A 19,060-nucleotide genomic window follows, 5' to 3' on the forward strand; every position below is an offset into this window, starting at 1 on the left:
GATCCGGCGCGCCTACCATGGCCGCGTGCTGGAGATGATCGTGGTGCTGACGGTGGTGCTCAGCCCCGCCTGGCTGACGATGGGCGGCTCGGTGCTGTGGGCGGCCCGCACCGCCCGCCTCGGCCGCACGGTCCGGGCGCGCCTGCTGTGGGGAGCGGCGCTGGCGATCATCGGGCTGGGCGTGATGGCGCTGTGCGCGTGGTCCACGCGCGAAGACGTCCACTACGACGACTTCGGCTCCTCCATGGTCCTTCTGGCCGGCATCATCGGCGGGGCCGTCCTGCTCCTCGGCCTCGGTCCGTTCCTGCCGTGGCTGGCCGGCACGCTGGGGCGGCGTGCCGTACGGCTACCGCTCCCGTTACGGCTCGCGATCCGCGACGTGGCCGGCCATCGGGCCAGGTCGGCCGCGTGGATGGCGGTCACCATGTGCGCCACCGCCGTGGGGGTCGCGGTGACCGTCATGGCGGTCGCCAGGGCGGCGCAGGACAGGGCGGAGTACGAGCCGCGCGCCCGGCCCGGCACGCTGCTGGTGGAGCACTTCTCCCCCGAGCGGGCGCCGGCCGTCCGGGCGGCGATCCAGCGGCAGTCGCCCGGCGTGCCCGTCGTCCAGCGCGACGACCCGGAGGGATACGTCGAGCTGGGGGTTCCCGGCCTGTCGCCCCTGGACATCGACATCGTCACGGAGCCGTACATCGGCGGGCCGGATCTGCTCCGCTACCTGACGGGAAGCCCCGCGACGCCCTACCGCCCGGACACGGCGGTCGTGGTGACGACCAGGGACGTCGCCTACCCTGAACTGGAGATCGGCTTCGGACCCCCTGAGGACTCGACCACCAGGACCATCCCGGCCGTCACCGCCCGGCCCGCCGATTCCCGCATCGAGGGAGTCTTCATCCCCGGCGGGGTCGTCCGAGACCTCGGCCTGGCTGTCGAGCCGCAGTTCCTGATCGTCGACCCGGCCTTCCACCGGACGTCCGTGCCCGAGCAGGAGCGGCTCGGCGAACGCCTGGACGGGACCGCGACCGTCTACGTGGAGCGCGGCTTCCAGCCTTCGACCGGCTGGCGCGCCGCCGTCGCGATCGCCGCTCTGGTCGCCGTCGGTGGCGCCGTGGCCGCGACCGGACGGCGGATCGGCGCCACGCGCCCGCAACGTGTCCTGCTGCGAACCTCGGCGGCGCGGGCGCGGCTGTTCGTCGCCTGCCGTGCGGGCTTCGGCGCGGCCTGCGGCGGGCTGCCGGGCGCGGTCGCCGGCGGCATCGGCGGCTGGTTGCTGGCCTGGCCCATGACGGCCTCGAGCGACTGGGAGCCGGTCCCGCGGCCGCCCTTCGACATCCCGTGGCCGGCCATCGCCGCCTGCGTGGCCGCGCTGCCGATCCTGGCGGCTGTGATCGCGGCTGCGATCTGGGCGGGTCGGGTCAGCCGCCCGGCCGCTCCCGCCGCACCCTCCAGGCATCCCTCGCCTGCTGCCTGAGGACGCGCGTCAACCGACCCTTCCCGTGCCCCGGCAGCGCGAGCACTTCATCCGGTCCCAGTTCCCCGAGGAGCTGGGCGGCGCGAGGACCGTGCCCCTCCCCCTGCAGGCAGGGCAGTCGCCGGGCCTGATCGGAGTGCGGGGACTGCCGGTCGTGACGAGGTTGTAGATCCAGGAGAAGACCATGAGGACCACGACCACCACGAAGAAAATGAGCACCAAACCGAATCCCGCCTCCATCGGTCCACCTTCCTCATCGTGATCGAGCACCGAGGCTGGAGCGCCTTGCCTCGTCAGCTCACCACGCGGGCGGGGTTCCCGCCTGAGTAGCCCATACCTAATCGGCCCAGGCGGCCCTGGCTCGTGTCGCGGCGGAGCCCCTGCCTCACCGGCAGTCCCCTCGAAGACCGTGCAGATCGTCGAGCGACGACCGGGCCACCTCCACGCCCTTGTAGTAGATCACCGGGTGGAAGGCATGCGGCAGCGGAGCGCCGCGTTCGAGGCCGTACCGGCAGCGATCAGTCACGCGCCTGGGCCGCGAGCTGGTCTCCGAGGTGGCTTCGGCGGTAGAGGACGCGCCTTCCGTGGCGGGCCCGGACGACCAGCCCCGTGGCGTACAGCACGCGAAGCTGCTGGGAGACGGCGCTGGGGGTGACCTTCAGGCGGCGGGCGAGTTCGACCGTCGGCTGCGGCTCCTTCAGCAGGTCGAGCAGCGCGGCCCGGGGCGCGCCGATCAGCGAGGCCAGTGCCGTGGGGTTCGAGGCCGGCGCGGGTGCCCACAGGGTGGCCGCCCCGCGGCTGGGATAGGTCAGGAGCGGCGGCTCCTCGGGGTGGACCGGCGGGGCGGGCTTGTGGGCGAACACGGACGGGATGAGCAGCAGCCCCCGCCCGGACGCCGCCACGTGGTGCCGGCCGATCATCTTGTCGATGGACAGCACCCCTTCGTGCCAGCGCAGGTTGGGGTGCATGTCGGCGAACAGCAGGCGCGCGCCGCCCACGGCCAGCTGCCGTGCCCGGTAGGTCATGTCGGCCTCCAGCACCAGCCGTATCTGCGGCCACACCGGCTCGATCGCGAGCTGCCAACACCGTCGCAGGACGTCACAGGCGGTGTCGCGGAATCGCGCGGCCGCGGCGTCGTCGGGAATCGGTTCCGGGACGAGCGCGGCCTCCAGATCCCGGCGAACGACTTCCGGAGGCGTCTGCCGTACGGCGGACAGCTGCTCCTCGAAGGCCGGGGCGAACGTGGCGGGGCGCGGCGTGAGGAAGTCCGGGAGGGCCAGCCTGGTCCCGACCAGGGACGTGAGCAGGCCGACGTCGCGCGGGCCGAGACGGGCGAGCGCGGACCTGCGCCAGGGCAGGTGCAGCGCGTGGAGGCCGGGCTCTCGCAGCACGCGCAGGCTGAACACCGTCTCGTTCAGCGGGGAGAGGGCGAAGCGGGTGTCGGCCAGGTCCTCGACGTCGAGCTCGAAGCTGATCATTAAGCCCCACGCTACATCGTTTGGCCGCCGGTCGCGGCCGTTGTGGACTTGGTCTCGCGACACCGGACGCGGAACGACGTCGGCGACGCCGCCGGGCCATCGGACGGGCCGCCGTCGAGGGCGGGAAAGGGAGGAACGGTGAAGGGTTTCGATCCTCGGACGAGCTTCGGGTACGAGGTGTCCAAGAGGTATGACGACGAGGTCCGAGGCGATGAGGAGGAGACGGTCGCCTTCCTTGCCGGGCTGGCGGACGGGCGCGACGCGCTGGAGCTGGCGGTGGGCACCGGCCGCATCGCCCTGCCGTTGACGAGAGCCGGCGTGCGGGTGGACGGCATCGAGCTGTCGCCGGACATGGCCGACCGGCTGCGCGAGAAGCCGGACGGCGACCGGATCGACGTGACCATGGGCGACATGTCCCGCGTCACGACCGGGCGGACCTACGGGCTGGTGTACCTGGTGTACAACACCATCGGCAATCTCCTCACCCAGGACGATCAGGTCCGGTGCTTCGAGAACGCCGCCCGGCACCTGGCCGACGACGGGGTGTTCGTCGTGGAATGCCGGATACCGACCGCGCCCGCGCGTCCCGGTCACCAGTACGTCGACCCCGAGCAGATCGAGGTGGACGAGGTCGGCCTGGACGTGTGCCGCTACGACCCCGTGACGCAGGTCCTCGACGAGAACCACGTCCGCATCCGCGCCGACGGCATCACCTTCAGCCCCATCAGGCTCCGGCTGGCGTACCCGCCGGAGTTCGACCTCATGGCGCGCATCGCGGGCCTTCGCCTGCGCGAGCGGTGGGGCGGCTGGGAGCGTGAGCCGTACACGGCCAGGAGCTGGCGTCACGTCAGCGTCTACGAGCGAGGACGGCACGGCGACCAGGCCGCGCGGGCGATCTGATCGCCGTGCCCGGCGGGGCGGTCCCGGCGTCAGGAGGCCCGGCTCCTGACCCGAGCGCCGGGTGAGGTGTTGTCCTGGAACTGCTTGCAGACGGTCTGCTCGGCGACAGAGGCACGGGCGGCGTCCTCGAGGTCGCTCCCAACGATCACCGAACAGCCCGTCGACGTGCGGAACCCTACCGCACCGGCAGTCCCGTCACTGCCCGCCCGATGATGAGCCGCTGGATCTCGGACGTCCCCTCGAAGATCGTGTAGATCTTGGCGTCCCGGTGGAAGCGCTCCACCGGATGATCGCGCGTGTAGCCCGCGCCGCCCAGGATCTGGATCGCCTGCTCGGTCACCCAGACCGCCGTCTCCCCCGCCACCAGCTTGGACATCGACCCCTCGGCCTGCTCGAAGGGCCGCCCGTTGCGCGCCATCCAGGCCGCGCGCCACGTCAGCAGCCGCGCCATGTCCACCCGCGTGGCCATGTCCGCCAGCAGGAACGCGATCGCCTGGTTCTCGCCGATCTTCTTGCCGAACTGCTCGCGCTCCCGGGCGTAGTCGCGTGCATACTCATAGGCCGCCCGCGCGATGCCGACCGCCATCGCGGCGACCGAGGGGCGGGTCGTCTCGAAGGTCCGCAGGGCGGCCTGCTCGCCGGTGCGTTCGCCGTTGCGGGCGCGGGCCAGGCGCTCCTCCAGCCTCTCCACCCCGCCGAGCAGGCACGAGGACGGCACCCGCACGTCCTCCAGGACGACCTCGGCGGTGTGGGAGGCGCGGATGCCGTGCTTGCGGAACTTCTGGCCCATCGACAGGCCGGGAGTCCCGGGAGGGACGACGAAGGTCGCCTGACCGCGCGTGCCGAGCGCCGGGTCGACGGACGCGACCACCAGGTGCACGTTCGCGATGCCGCCGTTCGTGGCCCAGGTCTTGACGCCGTTGAGCACCCAGTCGTCGCCGTCCCGTACGGCGCGCGTGCGGATGGAGCCGACGTCGGAGCCCGCGTCGGGCTCGGAGGCGCAGAAGGCGCCCAGCTTGACGTCGCTTTCGGTGCCGAACATCTGCGGCAGCCACTCCCCCATCTGCTCGGGGGTGCCGTTGGCGGCCAGCGCGGCGGCGGCCAGTCCGGTGCCGACGATGGACAGGCCGATGCCGGCGTCGCCCCAGAAGATCTCCTCGAACGCCACGGGCAGGGCCAGGCCGCTCTTCTCGAACCACTGGGTGGCGAAGAAATCGAGCGAATACAGGCCGATCTTGGCGGCCTCCTGGATGACGGGCCAGGGCGTCTCTTCGCGTTCGTCCCATTCCGCCCCGGCCGGGCGGATCACGTCACGGGCGAACTCGCGGACCCAGTCGCGAACCTGGATGACCTCTTCGCTGGGTTCGGGGCAAAAGCCGTCCATGTGTTACCTCCGGTAACACCCTACCGGCCAGTAGCCTCCAGGAGAAGCCCGGGACTGTTGTTCTCCGGCGCGGGACCCACTGGTCGGGCGCACTCTGCCAGGCGGCGCCGCCGACCGTCAGCCGGTCAGCGTCAGGTCCATATGCGGCTCCTCGGTGCCCACGTTGACCAGGACGACGTTCTTGGCGTTGTCGGAGGCGGAGACGTGCGGCTTGCCGGTGTTCGCGCGGGCGTCGACCATGGTCTTGCCGAACAGTCGGAACAGGCCCTCGCCGGTGAACATGCCGATTCCGCAGCCTGGCGTCATCGGTGGTTCCTCCTGGACAGCCCGGATTTCCGATCGGCTCGACTGGACCCCCGATCATCCCGCCCGGACGCCGCCGCCGAGGCCAGGAAGGCGTTCAGCGCAGCGCCGCGCTCAGCTCGTCGGGGGTGAGACGGCGCGAGCCGATGTAGTACAGCACGGAACCCGCCGGAAGCTCGCTCTTCCAGTCGGGGGCGACCAGCAGCCGGTCACCGGCGCGGGCGGCCAGCAGCGTGGCACGGTGACCGCGGCCGAGCGCGGTGTGGCAGTGCTCGACCGGCACCGGGCCGAGCGAGGCGGGCAGGCGCACCGAGTAGGTGCCGGCGCCGCCGTAGGTCATCAGCTCGGTGTAGACCTCGGTGATGCCAGGGTCCCGCAGCTCCTCGGTGATCATGTACGGGCTGTGCCACTGGACGCAGCTCAGCGACTCGCCGAGGTAGCGCAGATGGCGGACCCGCCGCAGGTCGCGCAGTGCCACCACCAGGTGGGCGCCCTCGGTGACGTGGTCGGCGGTGAGGGCGACGGCCAGCGCCTCGTTGTCGTCGCGGGCGTCCACCAGGACGCTGTAGGCCCGATGCACGCCGGCCCGGCGCAGCACGGCGTCGTCGGTCAGGTCGCCGCGGACGAACTCCACGTCCCGCTCGGCCATCGGATGCGCCTGCACCTCGTCCCAGGCGCACACCACGACCCGGGTCGTGCCCTCAGCCAGCAACTCATCCACCATCTGCTCCGTGCGCCCGGGCGTGTAGCCGAGCAGCACGATGTGGCCGGAGGCGTCCACGGTCACGGCACCTCGCATCCTTCGTCCCCTGGCTCGCTCCAGCACGGCGGCCAGCCTGGTGAACACGGTGGTCAGGGTGGCGATGCCGCCCACGATGACGTACGCCCCGACGACGTGGCCGGCACCCGTCTGGGGGTAGAAATCGCCGTAGCCGACGGTCGAGGCGGTCACCACGAAGTACCACCAGTAGTTGGCGGGCGCGACGAGCGCGCTCCCCGCAGGCTCGGCGAGTGTCATCAGCGGCCAGCTCGTCACGAAGACGGCACCGGCCACGAGCACCGGCGTCCACCACGTGCCGAGCACCCTGAACCGGGCGAGCAGGCGGGCTATGAAGATCGGCACGCTTCCTCCTGCGCGGCACGCTCCGGTGCAGCCACCATAACCCGACAATTCCCATGAAACACCCCTTGGGCCGCATGGGTTGGCCCACGCCGCTCCGGCGAGGGCGCCCCCGTCGTCGGCGGGGGAGCGTACAGCCGGACGTACATCGGCCGCGCCCCGGCGAGGCGTCCTCGGCCGGCGCCGGACGGTCCTCGGGGGCGAGCCGGTCGGGGTGGGCAGGCGCAGGTCTCGCGGGCCGGCGGACTTGCGCCACCAGCGCTCGCGGCCGGTCGAGCGCTCGGGGATCTCCTCGACGAAGCCGTACTTCTCCAGCCGGCGCAGGTGGTAGCCGGTCGTGCCGGTCTGGGCGCCGAGTCGAAGATGTCGGCGTCGCGACGGTGCATGGTGGCGCGCCCCGGGAGAGCCCGCGGTCTTTCCGGCGAGCAGGGCACCGAGCCGGGCGGTGAGCATGTGGCCGGCCACCACGGGGCGCCATCGGCGCGGAGAAGCGAAGGTCTCGCGACTTGTTGACGGCGGATACGGCGGCCGCCCTGATACGGCAGCCGTAGATCGTTGTGATTGTCCCGCGACACCGAAGGCTGGGCGCGCGCCATCGAACCTTGGTCGGTTTCAGGTCCACTGGTGCCGCCGATGTCCGAGTCACGGCGTGCGAGGCGAAAACTAGGTGCGGAGCAGCCTGCCACCCGGCAGACTCGGTGACATGACCTTGAAGATCAGCCGTTTCAACCCTGACCACCTTCACGAGACACCCGGCTATCACCACGTCACCGTTGTGACGCCCGGCCGGATGGCGTTCCTGGCCGGCCAGTGCCCGCTCGACCGTACCGGCACCTTGGTCGGCCCCGATGATCTCAACGCACAGATCGATCAGGTCGCGGCGAACGCCTTGACCGCCCTGACGGCCATCGGCGCCGAACCCAAGCACGTCGTCCGTTCCGTGATTTATGTCGTCAGTCAGGACAGGGAGGCCTTGGCCGAGGCGTGGCGCCGCCTCAACGACTCGGTCATCGGTCCGGCGTTCACTACCGCCAGCACTCTCTTGGGCGTTGCACAGCTGGGTTTCAGCGGACAACTCGTCGAGGTGGATCTCACGGTGGCTCTTCCCGACTAGACCAAAGGACCGAGAAGCGGTACCGGGTGAGGAGGCCGATCAAAAGTCGATGGCACGCGCCCAGCCTTCGGTGTCACGGGACAGTGATCATGGAGTTGTTGCGCGTAGGCGTGCCGCCGCTGGTGGCGGAGGCGGGCGCGGTATCGGTGCTGTCGCTGCCAGATGGACCAGGTCAGGCGGTGTGCCCGGTCCCGTCGTGGGTCAGGGATGACGATGCCGCGGAGTTGGCGGAGCAGTTCGGGATGGCGATGGCGACCAGGCCGCAGGTCTGCTTGGCACGTTGGTGATCTTCTTCGATGCGCCATCTGCAGGTGGCGACGTGGACCAGGCGGGCCGGCGGCACCGGGCGCGGGCTCCAGCAGCGGTGGAACGAGGTTTGGCCGGTGTAGCGGTGGCGGCGGACCAGCAGGGCGGCGTGCCCGCCGTCATGCAGGTGCTCGATCGCCCCGCGGGCGGCTTGGGCTGTGACCTCCCGCTCCTCCCAGGAGGCTCGGGCCGGGAAGTGCTGCAGCCGGTCGGGCGTGGCGTGTCCTGCGGCCTCGGCCCGTGTCCAGCAGTTGTTGTCTTCCAGCCCCATCGGCAGCCCGGCCGGCATCTGCCCGCAGGTGGTGCGGCTCTCGCGCCGGGGGAAGCACCCGGCCGGCCGAGCCGGCGGTTCCTGTTGTGGAGCGGCCTGCTCGGCATGCGCTGCGGTGACGGCACGAGCCGCCGTGGCCTGATCTTGATTCACACCTTGACATGATCGCGGCGGCTCTTCGTGTCACGGCACACGACCAGCGGCAACGCCATGGGGATCACGATCTACGGCTGCCGTACCTGATATGGCCACGAATATGATGCACATATCCCGACAAGACACATAAATTCCTAGCATCGCAAAAATGCAATAGGCGACACTCCCACCCCTTTTACTGCTTGATCCTTTACCCTTTCCTTGTCGGTGACCGGCCAGGTGAGGCTCGCGGGCGCGACATGCCAGCCCACGGCCATGTCGGAAGCATCGGGATCACGATGTAGAGCTGGCCGCTGACGAGCAGGGCGGTGAGGGCGAACACCGTCAGCGTGGGAGTAAGCCGGATTTGAGGCGAAATTTCGGTATCCGGGAGGGTTGCAGCCGCCATAGCCGGGACCGTAGCCAACCAACCGGTTGGATGCCAACCAACTAGTTGGTAGCACTAGGATGGTCGCATGTCACCCAGGGACTCCACCGCAGCGACCCGCCAGGCCCTTCTCGACGCCGCCCGGGAGGAGTTCGCGGCGCACGGCGTCGCGGGGGCGCGCGTGGACCGCATCGCCGAGCGGGCAGGGGTCAACAAGGAGCGCATCTACGGGCACTTCGGCAACAAGGAGAAGCTCTTCGACGCCGTGGTGGTGGAGGCGCTCGACGACCTGACCAGCCAGATCTCGCTGCCGGGTGCGGACCCCGTGGACTACGTGTCACGGCTGGCCGAGTACTACCGGACCCACCCCGACCTGGTGCGGCTGCTGATGTGGGAGGCGCTGAACTATCGCGGGCAGGACCTGCTGCCGGGGCAGGAGACGCGGGTCCAGCGCTGCGCACGCAAGAACGAGGCCCTGGCCGAGGGGCTGGGCCGGGAGCCCTCGCAGGACACCGCGCGGCTGCTGTTCGTGCTGACGGGGCTGGCGCTGCTGCCCTCGATGCTGCCGCAGCTCGCGCGCATCATGCTGGGCAGCGACCACGACCCGGCGCGGATGCGGCAGTTCGTGGCCGACTTCGCCGGGATGGCACTCGGCCCGCGCGAGCAGGCCGGCGTGGAGGGGTGAGGCCGGGGACACGTGTCAGGGGTGACCGCGGAGCGCCCGGACGGTGGCCATCGGCGGGCGTTCGGCGATCGCGACATCCCTGACCAGGACGTCCATCCTGGCGGCGCCGCGGCGGAGCTGCGCCAGCCGTACGGCGGGCTCCTCCAGGGGGATCATCTTGCCCTGGCGGGCCAGCCGCGACCAGGCGGCGAGCATGATCTGCGCCGCCATGCCGCCCAGCGCCTCGGCCGACTGGTGGGAGTGGGCGCGCGAGCCCAGGTCGACCTGGGCGAGCGCGTCGAGGCCCACCAGGTCGAGCAGGTCGACCAGCAGGCCGAGCTCGACCCCGTACCCCGTGACGAACGGCACCCGCTCCAGGACCGAACGCCGTCCCGCGTACTCCCCCGCCAGCGGCTGCGCGAACCCGGCCAGCAACGGCCAGTGCAGGTTGATCAGCGGGCGCGCCACCAGCTCCGTCACGCGCCCGCCGCCGGTCGGCGCGCCGCCGAGGGGACGGTCGTAGCAGCCCTTGACGTACATCACCGAAGGATCGGCCAGCAGCGGGCCGAGGAGCCCGCCGACGAACTCGGCCCGGAAGTTGCGGATGTCGGCGTCGACGAACGCGACGAGGTCCCCCGAGGTGACGGCGAGCGACTTCCACAGGGCCTCGCCCTTGCCGTCGAGGGGCTCCAGGTCGGGCAGGATCTCGTCCTGGGCGACCACCCGTGCGCCCGCCCGCTCGGCCACCTCGGCGGTGTCGTCGGTGGAGCGCGAGTCGATCACCACGACCTCGTCCACCAGAGCGGACAGCTCGCACCGGATGACCGAGACGATCTCGCCGACGGTCTCGCGCTCGTTCCTGGCCGGGAGGACCACGCTGACGGCGGTGCCGCCCTTGAGCGCCAGGAGGCGGTCGAGCGGCCAGTCCGAGGCCGAGAAGGTACGGCGGCGCAGCCACGTCTCCGCTTCAGGCAGCACGCGACCCCTCCCCCGTCGGTCTCACCTGCCACAGCCTAGATGCCCCGCTATCGGGGCATGCGTCCCGGTCCCCTGACTCCCCATCGCACCCGAAGTCACCATCTGACACAAGCGTTTCGCTACATCACAGGGAGTGCATGCCCTATAAAAGAGCCCGGCCCTCCCAAAGGAGCCCGGCCCTCCCAACCCCCTCACCAGCTACGCTGGACACAGCAAGGAGGATGGATGACGATCAGCATCGAGGCGCGCGTCACCAGACTGGAGAGCGATGTCATGATGCTCAGAGCACATGCCGACCAGAGCGACCGCACGTCGCAGCTCATCCTGGCGGCGCTGACCCGGCTGGAAGAAGGCCAGGACTCGCTGCGCGCCGGCCAGGAGGTCCTCTCCTCGCAGGTCGGCGAGCTCACCACGCGAGTCGACGGGCTCACCACACAAGTGGGCGAGCTCACCACAAGAGTTGACGGACTCACCGTGCAGGTGGGCGACCTCACCACGCGAGTCGACGGACTCACCACGCGAGTCGACGGGCTCACCGTGCAGGTCGGCGAGCTCGGTGACCGCATGACGGTGGTCGAGCGTTCCGTCGGCGGCATGGAACGTTCCCTCAAGCAGGTTCAGGAGGACGTCGCCGAGATCAAGGCGGGCCACATCGAGCTTCGCAACCTGGTCGCCGGCCTCGTGAAGTAGGCCGTCCCGCAAGACAGAGGAGAGCCGCCGGCGCGCCCCGGCGGCTTCGCCGTACCTGAGCGGACCTCACTGCGCGGCGTGCCGCTCCAGGAACGCATACACGTCCGCCTCGTCCACCCCCGGGAACGACCCGGGCGGCAGGGCGGCCAGGACGTGCGAGTTCGCCCGCGCCGAAGGCCAGGCGAAGCCGTCCCACCGCTGCGCCAGCTCGGCCGGAGGGCGGCGGCAGCAGTCCCCGTGCGGGCACTGCGACTTGGTCCGGTGCGTCGTCTCCCGCCCGCGGAACCACCGCGACTCCTTGTACGGCACGCCCAGCGTGATCGCGAAGTCCCGCTCCCGCGAGGGGTCGACGTGCGCGATGCAGAAGTACGTCCCCGTCGGCGAGTCGGAGTACTGGTAGTAGACGGAGAACCGGTCGGGCGACAGGAACACCTGCCGTCCCGACCACTGCAGGCACATCCGCTGCCCCTCGATGGCGCCCTGCTCGTCGGCGGGGAACTCGATGCCGTCGTTCTCGTACGCCTTGTAGATGATCCCGCCCTCGTCGTTGCGGACGAAGTGGCAGACCAGCCCGAGGTGGGCCGTGGCCAGGTTGGTGAAGCGGTGGGCCGCCATCTCATACGACACGGCGAAGACGTCGCGCAGGTCCTCCACCGACAGCGCCCGGTCCTGCTTGGCCTCCTGCAGGTAGGCGACGGCCGCCTTCTCCGGCACCAGGACGGCGGCGGCGAAGTAGTTGGCCTCGGTGCGCTGGCGCAGGAAGTCGGCGAAGTCGCGCGGCTTGCCGTGGCCGAGGGCGAGGTGCCCGAGCGTCTGCAGCAGGATCGTGCGCGGGGTGTGCATGCCCAGGTTCTCGTGCTTGACGTAGATGCGGCGGTTGCGCGTGTCGGCGACGGACCGCACCGAGCGCGGCAGGTCCTGGGCGGTGTGCACCGTGTAGCCGAAGCGTGTGACCAGCGCCTGGATCATGCTCTGGGACAGGGCGCCGGTGCGGTAGCCGACCGCGGACAGCGCCTCGGCGGCGGCCTTCTCGATCTCGGGGAAGTAGTTGCCGACCTCCCGCTGGCGGCGGCGCAGCTCGGCGTTGGCGGCCCTGGCCTCCTCCGGCGTCGCCGTCCCCCTGGCCTGGCGGGCGCGCAGCTCCCCATACAGGCCGAGGATGTGCTCCAGCACGTCGTTGGGCACGCGCGCGGACACCTTGAGCTTGGGCAGGCCCAGGCTCGCGTAGATGGGGTCGCGCTGCGCCTCCTCCAGGGCGATCTCCAGCTGGGCGCGGCGGTTGGGGGCCTGGCGGCGCAGCAGTTCCTCCACCGGCACGTTGAGCGCGGCGGCCAGGCCCTTCAGGAGGGTCAGCTTGGGCTCGCGCTTGCCGTTCTCCAGCAGCGACAGCTGGGAGGGCGCCCTGCCGACCCGCTCCCCGAGGTCCGACAGGGTCAGGCCGCGCTGTTTGCGCAGGTGGCGCAGGCGCTGGCCGAACGCGATCAGATCCAGCTCCTGTGTCAAAGACAGCGGTTCTTCACTGAGCAAGCCGGCCATGCCCGCATCATAGGGGGAAAATCGGGCGTTCTTCCAGAGCCATCCGGCGGCCTGTCTAGACCACACGCGGGATTGGTCTAGGCCAAACGGAAAAGTGGCGAAATTTTCGCACTGGAATACTTGTAAGTATTTTCTCTAAGAGAATTTTCGCCGTTCTTCGCTCGCCGTACAGGCTGTCGAACCTCGTGCGAAGGGCACAGACTCTGACACAAGCCCCAGGGGACGACAAAGGAGTGAAGATGAACGATCGCCTCAAGGGAGCGGCCGAGGAGCTGCGGCACGAGTGGGAGACCGACCCGCGGTGGCAGGGCGTCGAGCGCACCTACACCGCTGAGGACGTCATCCGCCTGCGCGGCAGCGTCCAGGAGGAGCACACCTTGGCGAGGCTCGGCGCCGAGCGGCTGTGGCAGCTGCTGCACACCGAGGACTACGTCCACGCCCTCGGCGCGTTGACCGGCAACCAGGCCGTCCAGCAGGTCAAGGCCGGGCTGAAGGCGATCTACCTGTCCGGCTGGCAGGTGGCGGCCGACGCGAACCTGGCCGGTCAGACCTACCCGGACCAGTCGCTGTACCCGGCGAACTCGGTGCCGGCCGTGGTGCGCCGCATCAACAACGCGCTGCTGCGCGCCGACCAGATCAGCTGGTCGGAGGGCGACACCGGCACGCACTGGCTGGCCCCGATCGTGGCCGACGCCGAGGCCGGCTTCGGCGGCGTGCTGAACGCCTTCGAGCTGATGAAGGCCATGATCGCCGCGGGTGCCGCGGGCGTGCACTGGGAGGACCAGCTCGCCTCGGAGAAGAAGTGCGGCCACCTGGGCGGCAAGGTGCTCATCCCGACCGGCCAGCACATCAAGACCCTCAACGCCGCCCGCCTGGCCGCGGACGTCGCCGGAGTCCCGACCCTGATCATCGCGCGGACCGACGCCCAGGCCGCGACGCTCCTGACCAGCGACGTGGACCCCCGCGACCAGCGCTTCACCACCGGCGAGCGCACCGCCGAGGGCTTCTACCGGGTCCGCAACGGCGTCGACGCCTGCATCGCGCGCGGCCTGGCCTACGCGCCCTACTCCGACCTGCTGTGGATGGAGACCTCCACGCCGGACCTGGACGTCGCCCGCGAGTTCGCCGAGGCGATCAAGGCCGAGTACCCCGACCAGATGCTCGCCTACAACTGCTCGCCCAGCTTCAACTGGAAGAAGCACCTGGACGACTCCACGATCGCCAAGTTCCAGAAGGAGCTGGGCCACATGGGGTACAAGTTCCAGTTCATCACGCTGGCGGGCTTCCACTCGCTGAACTACTCGATGTTCAACCTGGCCCAGGGGTACGCCGAGGACGGCATGACCGCCTACGTCGAGCTGCAGGAGGCGGAGTTCGCCGCCGAGTCGCGCGGCTACACCGCCACGCGCCACCAGCGGGAGGTCGGCACCGGCTACTTCGACCTGGTCAGCACCGCGATCGCGCCCGACTCCTCCACCACCGCGCTGAAGGGCTCCACGGAGGAGGAGCAGTTCCACCACTGACCCGCTGATTTCGCCGTCCTCCTTGGGCATGGGAGGTTCCCCGGCGATCCAGGGCCGCGCCCGGCTCCCCCCGGCCGGGCGCGGCCATTTTCGTGTTCTTCCTGTACGGCGGAGCCCGCTTGGACCCACCCGCTTTTGTGTTCTTTCTGTACGGCGGAGCCGACTTGGACCCACCCGCCGACCGGGGCCGGCGGCATTCCAGGGTGACGCTCACCGGCCGCGCGTGGCCGGCCGCCGTTACGGCGCACCGCCGGGCGCCTGGGTGGTGGTGCGGCGGGCGCTTCCCTGGCCAAGCTCTTGGGCCCTTCCCTCGTCGAACTCTTGGGCGCTTCCCCAGGCGGGATGCTTGGGCGCGTCCCAGTGAGGCGGATGCAACACTTTCGCCCGGCCGTCCCTCTTGGAGGTGACACCAGAGAAAGGCGAAAGGCTGTTGGAACCCGATGCCCGCTTCGCGGACTTCGTCGCCCAACGTGGGGACGCGCTGCTGCGCTACGCCTACGTGCTGGCCGGTGATCCGCACGATGCGGCCGACCTGGTCCAGGAGGCGTTACTCAAGCTTCGCGCCTCCTGGTCGAAGGTGCGGCACAAGGACAACCCGGAAAGCTACGCGCGCACCACGATCTCCCGGCTGCACATCGCCGTCTGGCGGCGGCGCCGCAGGGAGCTGCCCATTGGGCAGGTGCCCGACCGGGAGCACCACGACGCCCTGCCGACCGGCGTGGACGACACGCTGTGGCGGCTGCTGGCCGCCCTGCCGCGCAGGCAGCGGGCCGTCCTGGTGCTGCGCTACTACGAGCAGCTGACCGACGAGGAGATCGCCGGCGTGCTGGGCGTCTCCCGGGGCACCGTGCGCAGCCAGGCCTCCCGGGCGCTGGACAAGCTTCGCGCCGCCGTACCCGCCTCCGAGAGGAGCACCCCTTGACTTCCTCCCCACCGCTGAAGCCCGAGGGTCCGCACGCTGAGGAGCCACCGATGAACGACCTCGACGAGGCCATCGCCAGGAGCCTGGGCCGGGCGGCCGAGCGGGCGCCGCGCCTGCCCGAGGGCCTGGCCGCCCGGGTGGAGACCCGCTACCGCGCCCGGCGGCGCCGCCGGCAGGCGGTGCTGGCCGCCGCGGCCGTCGCCGTCGTGGCGGGCGGCACGGTCCTGGTCCTGCGGGACACACCGGCCTCCACCACGGTCGCGACGACGCCGGACCGCTCGGCGCAACCCGCCACCGTGACCGCGCCCGACGCCGCCGTGACCGCGCAGGTCCCGCCGCCGCCCACAGAGCTGTCATCGTCCCCGGAGCCCAACGCCCCCCTCACCTTCACCGCCGAGGCGACCCCCGGCCCCGCGGGCGCCCTCCCCCCGCCCGTCGAGCAGGTCTGGCCGCAGGCGGTCAGGAAGATCCCCGCCAGACTCGCCGACGGCCGCGCCTACCACCCGCAGCTGTTCCTCGACGACCGCACGCTGCTCCTCACCACCGAGTCCGGCTTCGAGAAGGCCGACGCCGTCCACTCCTACGACCTGGAGACCCGGCAGGCCACGAAGATCGCCGACGTGGTGACGCCGGCGGGTTCGACGACCTTCGCCTCGGACTTCGCCGCCGGCGACGGCCACCTGGTGTGGTGGACGGCGCGCGGGAACCAGGTCACGATCTGGGCCGTCCCCCTCGGGGGCGGGACGGCTGAGAAGGTCGCCACCCACGCCACCGCCGGCGGCCTGGACAGGCTCCAGGTGGCGGACGGCACGATCTACTTCTCCGGCCAGGAGGCCCCGGGCGTCTACAGCGTGCCGCTCGGGGGCGGGACCGTGGAACGGGTCGAGCGGGCCGGCGAGCACCGCCTGATGGCCTGGCCGTGGGTCGGCGTCCGCGCCAAGGAGGTGAGCGACGGCTTCACCGCCATCGTCAACGTCGAGACCGGCGAGAAGAAGGAGGCCGTCGTGCGGCCCGGCGAGAGCTTCTTCGGCTGCGGGCTGGTCATGTGCTCCGGGAGCCGGGAGGGGCAGGCGTTCGTGCGCATGCGTGACGGCGGCGGGGAGCAGCGGCTCGACGCCATGGTGCCCCCGGGCGTGGCCCCCGCCCTGGACCGCTTTCTCACCTACCCGATCGGCGACGACGGCTGGGAGGGGGTCGTGCTGCGCGACCTGACCGGCGGCACGCAGGCCGAGCTGGGCATCCGCCCCGGCAAGGACGGCTCGATCGACACTCCCATGCCGGCCTCCGGCGGTCGCCTGCTCACCTACGAGCTCGGCGAGGAGCGGATCGTCATCGACCTGTCGAAGATCCCGTAGGTCCCGTCGGGGACGGGGTCGCGGTCTGCGACGGCGTCGCGCTCTGGGAGGGGCCGGGCGACTCGCCCGGCCCCTCCTGCGGGATGCTGCTGATGCTGGTGGAGGGCTCGGGACAGCGGCCGCGCTTCCTGCCCGCCGGGTTGACGCACCCGCCGGGGTCGCCGGGGCGGGGCCGCTCGGCGCTGGGCGGCGGCGTCCCGCCCTCGTCGCGGTGGTGGTCCGGTGTGGGCAGGCTCACCACCACGGTGGGCCGGACGGTGGCGGTGCGCGTGACGACCACCGTCGGCGTGGCGGTGCCCGAGGGGCGGATCAGGCCCGAGGTGCCCGCGACGATCGGCTTGACCGTGGAGTCCGCGGTGCCGTGCGGGCGGACCACCGGCACGGCCTGCGGGCTTGGCGGCGTGGCGGCCCGCAGGCCCGCGCCCCCGCCGGCCGCCGCCACGGTCACGGCCGCGATGGACACCGTCGCCAGGGCCGCGAAGCTCGCGTGCGACAGGTGGGCGCCCTGCCGGGCCCGGCGCCGCCGCCGGGGCGCGGTCCGCTCCTGCCGGGCGGGCTCCGCCTGCGACCTGCCCGGCGCCCGGCTCGCCTCGCCCGCCGGGTACGGCACGGCCGTCCAGATGCGCCGCAGTACGCCGGCCACGGCCTCCCGCAGGTCCCACGGGTCGCCCACGCCGCCCACGGCCAGCAGCGCCCGCAGCAGCTCGGCCGAGGAGGGCCGCCCGGCGGGATCCTTGGCCAGGGCCGCCTCCACGGCGGGCCGCAGCAGCGCCGGGACGTTGCCCGTCCTCGGCGGCTCCAGCAGGATCCGCCGGGTGATCACGTCGGCCTCGCCCGTGCCGAAGGGGTGGCCGCCGGTGGCGGCGAAGGCCACCAGGCACCCCCAGGCGAACACGTCGGAGGCCGGCACGGCGGGCCGGCCGGTCAGCCGCTCGGGCGCGACCCAGCCGGGGCTTCCCATGACGTGGCCGGCCTGGGTGTGGGCGGTGGCGGTGTCCAGGTCGCGGGCGATGCCGAAGTCGATGACGCGCGGCCCGTCGGGCGACAGCAGTACGTTGCCGGGCTTGAGGTCGCGGTGGACGAGCCCGGCCTCGTGGACGGCCACGAGCGCCGCCGCCACGCCGAGCGCCACGCCGTAGGCGAGGTCGGGGGGCAGCGGCCCGCGGGCGGCGACGACCTGGGACAGGGCCGGTCCCCTGATGTATTCGGTGACCAGGTAGGGCCGGTCGTGGTCGGTGCCGTCCTCGATGACCGCGGCGGTGCAGAACGGCACGACCCGGCGGGAGAAGGCCACCTCCTCGCGGAAGCGGGCGCGCAGCGTGGGGTCGGCGAGGTGGACCGCGTGCGGGGTCTTGAGCGCAACCAGCCCGCCGCGCGGATGCTCGGCCAGGTAGACCACGCCCATGCCGCCGGAGCCGAGCCTTCCCAGCAGCAGGTATCGGCCGATGATGACCGGGTCGCCCACCGTAAGCGGCCGCACGCCCGGCGGCATGCCGTCGCTCCCACCTCGCGCCATGAACGACACTGTGACCCGGGGGCGGCGGGTGTGCGGGCGAAGGTGTCACAAGCGGTATCGCAGGTAAGGCGAATCTTGCTGAAAAGTGAGTAAAAGGTGTGATACCTGCTGTTTTGCGTGGCGGATGAGGAAGGCGATGCCAGCGTCCTCGGCCGCTCAGGCGCCGGCGCCGCCCGTGAGCGCCACGGCCTCCTCGGCCTCCACCTGGCGGTTCCAGTCCTTCTTGACCGCGCGCCAGCCCTCGTCGTCGACGCCGGCGCGCCAGTAGCCCGAGATCGACAGCCGCTCCAGCGGGACGCCGCGCTCGACCCGCAGGTGGCGGCGCAGGATCTTGACGAAGCCGGCCTCGCCGTGGACGAAGCCGTGCACCCGGCCCGGCGGGAACGCCAGCCCCGTCACGGCCTCCACCAGGGCCTCGCCGTAGGGGCGGGCGCCCCGGTGCAGCCACACCACGTGCGCCTCCCCCGAGGTCTCCAGCTTCTGCTCCTCCTCCGGCCCCGACACCTCCAGGAAGACGTGGGCGAGCGCGCCGGGCGGCAGCGCCTCCAGCGAGGCGGCGATGGCCGGCAGGGCGCTCTCGTCCCCGGCCATGAGGTGCCAGTCCGCCGCGGGGTCGGGCGCGTAGGCGCCGCCGGGCCCCACCATGAGCACCTCGTCGCCCGGCCGCGCGTTGGCCGCCCACGGCCCGGCCAGCCCCTCGTCGCCGTGGTAGACGAAGTCGAGCGTCAGCTCGCGGGCCTCCGGGTCCCAGGCCCGCACCGTGTAGGTGCGCAGGCGCGGCCACTGCTCGCGCGGCAGCGCCTCACGGCAGGCCGCCATGTCGAACGGCTCGGGATAGGCCACGCCCGGCTGCTTGAACACCAGCTTGACGTAGTGGTCGGTGAGCCCGGACGTGGCGAAGTCACGCAGCCCGTCGCCGCCGACCACCACCCGGATCATGTGCGGCGTCAGCCGCTCGGTGCGCAGCACGACTCCCCGGTGCGTCATCCTGAACCCCCAGTGCTTT

Annotated in this window: 19 protein-coding genes; 8 read left to right on the plus strand and 11 right to left on the minus strand. The window is 71.6% G+C overall.

Annotated features, from left to right (window positions below; translation table 11 throughout):
• The first annotated feature begins 25 nt into the window (after positions 1–25).
• The gene (locus BSB02_RS14180; protein WP_084959247.1) at positions 26–1,471 is read left to right on the plus strand and encodes a hypothetical protein; all 1,446 of its coding nucleotides are present in this window, start codon (positions 26–28) and stop codon (positions 1,469–1,471) included.
• Positions 1,472–1,480: 9 nt separating this feature from the next.
• On the opposite strand, the gene BSB02_RS14185 is transcribed toward BSB02_RS14180, so the two are convergent.
• The 3 genes from BSB02_RS14185 to BSB02_RS14190 form a co-directional block, all read right to left on the minus strand.
• A complete protein-coding gene (locus BSB02_RS14185) occupies positions 1,481–1,711 on the minus strand; it encodes a hypothetical protein (protein ID WP_084959248.1) in 231 nt (76 codons plus the stop codon).
• A 145-nt stretch (positions 1,712–1,856) separates the two neighbouring features.
• Positions 1,857–1,997: a hypothetical protein gene (locus tag BSB02_RS40565; protein ID WP_158088628.1), complete on the minus strand. Its 141-nt coding sequence runs from the start codon at positions 1,995–1,997 to the stop codon at positions 1,857–1,859.
• Positions 1,990–2,949, minus strand: a complete 960-nt coding sequence (locus tag BSB02_RS14190; RefSeq protein ID WP_084959249.1) for an ArsR/SmtB family transcription factor — start codon at positions 2,947–2,949, stop codon at positions 1,990–1,992. The genes BSB02_RS40565 and BSB02_RS14190 overlap by 8 nt, the downstream gene beginning before the upstream one ends.
• 138 nt (positions 2,950–3,087) lie before the next feature.
• On the opposite strand from BSB02_RS14190, the gene BSB02_RS14195 reads away from it, so the two are divergent.
• The gene (locus tag BSB02_RS14195; RefSeq protein WP_084959250.1) at positions 3,088–3,849 is read left to right on the plus strand and encodes a class I SAM-dependent DNA methyltransferase; all 762 of its coding nucleotides are present in this window, start codon (positions 3,088–3,090) and stop codon (positions 3,847–3,849) included.
• 175 nt (positions 3,850–4,024) lie between these two features.
• Here the strand turns inward: BSB02_RS14195 and BSB02_RS14200 are convergent, their stop codons facing one another.
• The 3 genes from BSB02_RS14200 to BSB02_RS14205 form a co-directional block, all read right to left on the minus strand.
• Positions 4,025–5,233: an acyl-CoA dehydrogenase family protein gene (locus tag BSB02_RS14200; protein WP_084959251.1), complete on the minus strand. Its 1,209-nt coding sequence runs from the start codon at positions 5,231–5,233 to the stop codon at positions 4,025–4,027.
• Between the two features lie 117 nt (positions 5,234–5,350).
• Positions 5,351–5,539 (minus strand): hypothetical protein, encoded by a 189-nt coding sequence (locus BSB02_RS39575; protein WP_143590640.1) that lies wholly within the window; start codon positions 5,537–5,539, stop codon positions 5,351–5,353.
• A 94-nt stretch (positions 5,540–5,633) separates the two neighbouring features.
• Positions 5,634–6,659 carry an NAD-binding protein gene (locus BSB02_RS14205; RefSeq protein WP_084959252.1) on the minus strand — a complete coding sequence of 342 codons (1,026 nt, stop codon included), beginning with the start codon at positions 6,657–6,659 and terminating at the stop codon, positions 5,634–5,636.
• 700 nt (positions 6,660–7,359) lie between these two features.
• On the opposite strand from BSB02_RS14205, the gene BSB02_RS14210 reads away from it, so the two are divergent.
• Positions 7,360–7,770: a RidA family protein gene (locus BSB02_RS14210; RefSeq protein ID WP_084959253.1), complete on the plus strand. Its 411-nt coding sequence runs from the start codon at positions 7,360–7,362 to the stop codon at positions 7,768–7,770.
• A 172-nt stretch (positions 7,771–7,942) separates the two neighbouring features.
• Here BSB02_RS14210 and BSB02_RS14215 read toward each other — a convergent pair whose 3' ends face one another.
• On the minus strand, positions 7,943–8,500 hold the full coding sequence (locus BSB02_RS14215; RefSeq protein ID WP_143590642.1) for a hypothetical protein: 558 nt from the start codon (positions 8,498–8,500) through the stop codon (positions 7,943–7,945).
• A gap of 458 nt (positions 8,501–8,958) precedes the next feature.
• Between BSB02_RS14215 and BSB02_RS14220 the strand changes: the two genes are divergently transcribed.
• Positions 8,959–9,555 (plus strand): TetR/AcrR family transcriptional regulator, encoded by a 597-nt coding sequence (locus tag BSB02_RS14220; RefSeq protein WP_084959255.1) that lies wholly within the window; start codon positions 8,959–8,961, stop codon positions 9,553–9,555.
• Positions 9,556–9,570: 15 nt separating this feature from the next.
• Here the strand turns inward: BSB02_RS14220 and BSB02_RS14225 are convergent, their stop codons facing one another.
• Positions 9,571–10,512 (minus strand): glucosyl-3-phosphoglycerate synthase, encoded by a 942-nt coding sequence (locus tag BSB02_RS14225; RefSeq protein WP_084959256.1) that lies wholly within the window; start codon positions 10,510–10,512, stop codon positions 9,571–9,573.
• Positions 10,513–10,737: 225 nt separating this feature from the next.
• On the opposite strand from BSB02_RS14225, the gene BSB02_RS14230 reads away from it, so the two are divergent.
• Positions 10,738–11,202 (plus strand): hypothetical protein, encoded by a 465-nt coding sequence (locus tag BSB02_RS14230; protein ID WP_084959257.1) that lies wholly within the window; start codon positions 10,738–10,740, stop codon positions 11,200–11,202.
• Between the two features lie 66 nt (positions 11,203–11,268).
• On the opposite strand, the gene BSB02_RS14235 is transcribed toward BSB02_RS14230, so the two are convergent.
• Positions 11,269–12,705, minus strand: coding sequence for a helix-turn-helix transcriptional regulator (locus BSB02_RS14235; RefSeq protein WP_143590659.1), 1,437 nt, complete (start codon positions 12,703–12,705; stop codon positions 11,269–11,271).
• A 272-nt stretch (positions 12,706–12,977) separates the two neighbouring features.
• On the opposite strand from BSB02_RS14235, the gene aceA reads away from it, so the two are divergent.
• The 3 genes from aceA to BSB02_RS14250 all read left to right on the plus strand — a co-directional run bounded on the left by aceA (position 12,978) and on the right by BSB02_RS14250 (position 16,538).
• Positions 12,978–14,261, plus strand: coding sequence for an isocitrate lyase (gene aceA / locus BSB02_RS14240; RefSeq protein ID WP_084959287.1), 1,284 nt, complete (start codon positions 12,978–12,980; stop codon positions 14,259–14,261).
• A gap of 430 nt (positions 14,262–14,691) precedes the next feature.
• Complete coding sequence (locus BSB02_RS14245; protein WP_084959259.1) at positions 14,692–15,183, plus strand: SigE family RNA polymerase sigma factor; 492 nt, start codon at positions 14,692–14,694, stop codon at positions 15,181–15,183.
• 50 nt (positions 15,184–15,233) lie between these two features.
• Complete coding sequence (locus tag BSB02_RS14250; RefSeq protein ID WP_084959260.1) at positions 15,234–16,538, plus strand: TolB-like translocation protein; 1,305 nt, start codon at positions 15,234–15,236, stop codon at positions 16,536–16,538.
• On the opposite strand, the gene BSB02_RS14255 is transcribed toward BSB02_RS14250, so the two are convergent.
• Together BSB02_RS14255 and BSB02_RS14260 are read right to left on the minus strand one after the other, a co-directional pair.
• Positions 16,513–18,054: a serine/threonine-protein kinase gene (locus BSB02_RS14255; protein ID WP_143590644.1), complete on the minus strand. Its 1,542-nt coding sequence runs from the start codon at positions 18,052–18,054 to the stop codon at positions 16,513–16,515. The genes BSB02_RS14250 and BSB02_RS14255 overlap by 26 nt on opposite strands.
• Before the next feature lie 156 nt (positions 18,055–18,210).
• A complete protein-coding gene (locus BSB02_RS14260) occupies positions 18,211–19,041 on the minus strand; it encodes a siderophore-interacting protein (RefSeq protein ID WP_206184683.1) in 831 nt (276 codons plus the stop codon).
• Positions 19,042–19,060 lie beyond the last annotated feature (19 nt).

It is taken from the genome of Thermoactinospora rubra, assembly GCF_002093975.1.
In the GTDB taxonomy this organism is placed as follows: Bacteria; Actinomycetota; Actinomycetes; order Streptosporangiales; family Streptosporangiaceae; genus Nonomuraea; species Nonomuraea rubra_A.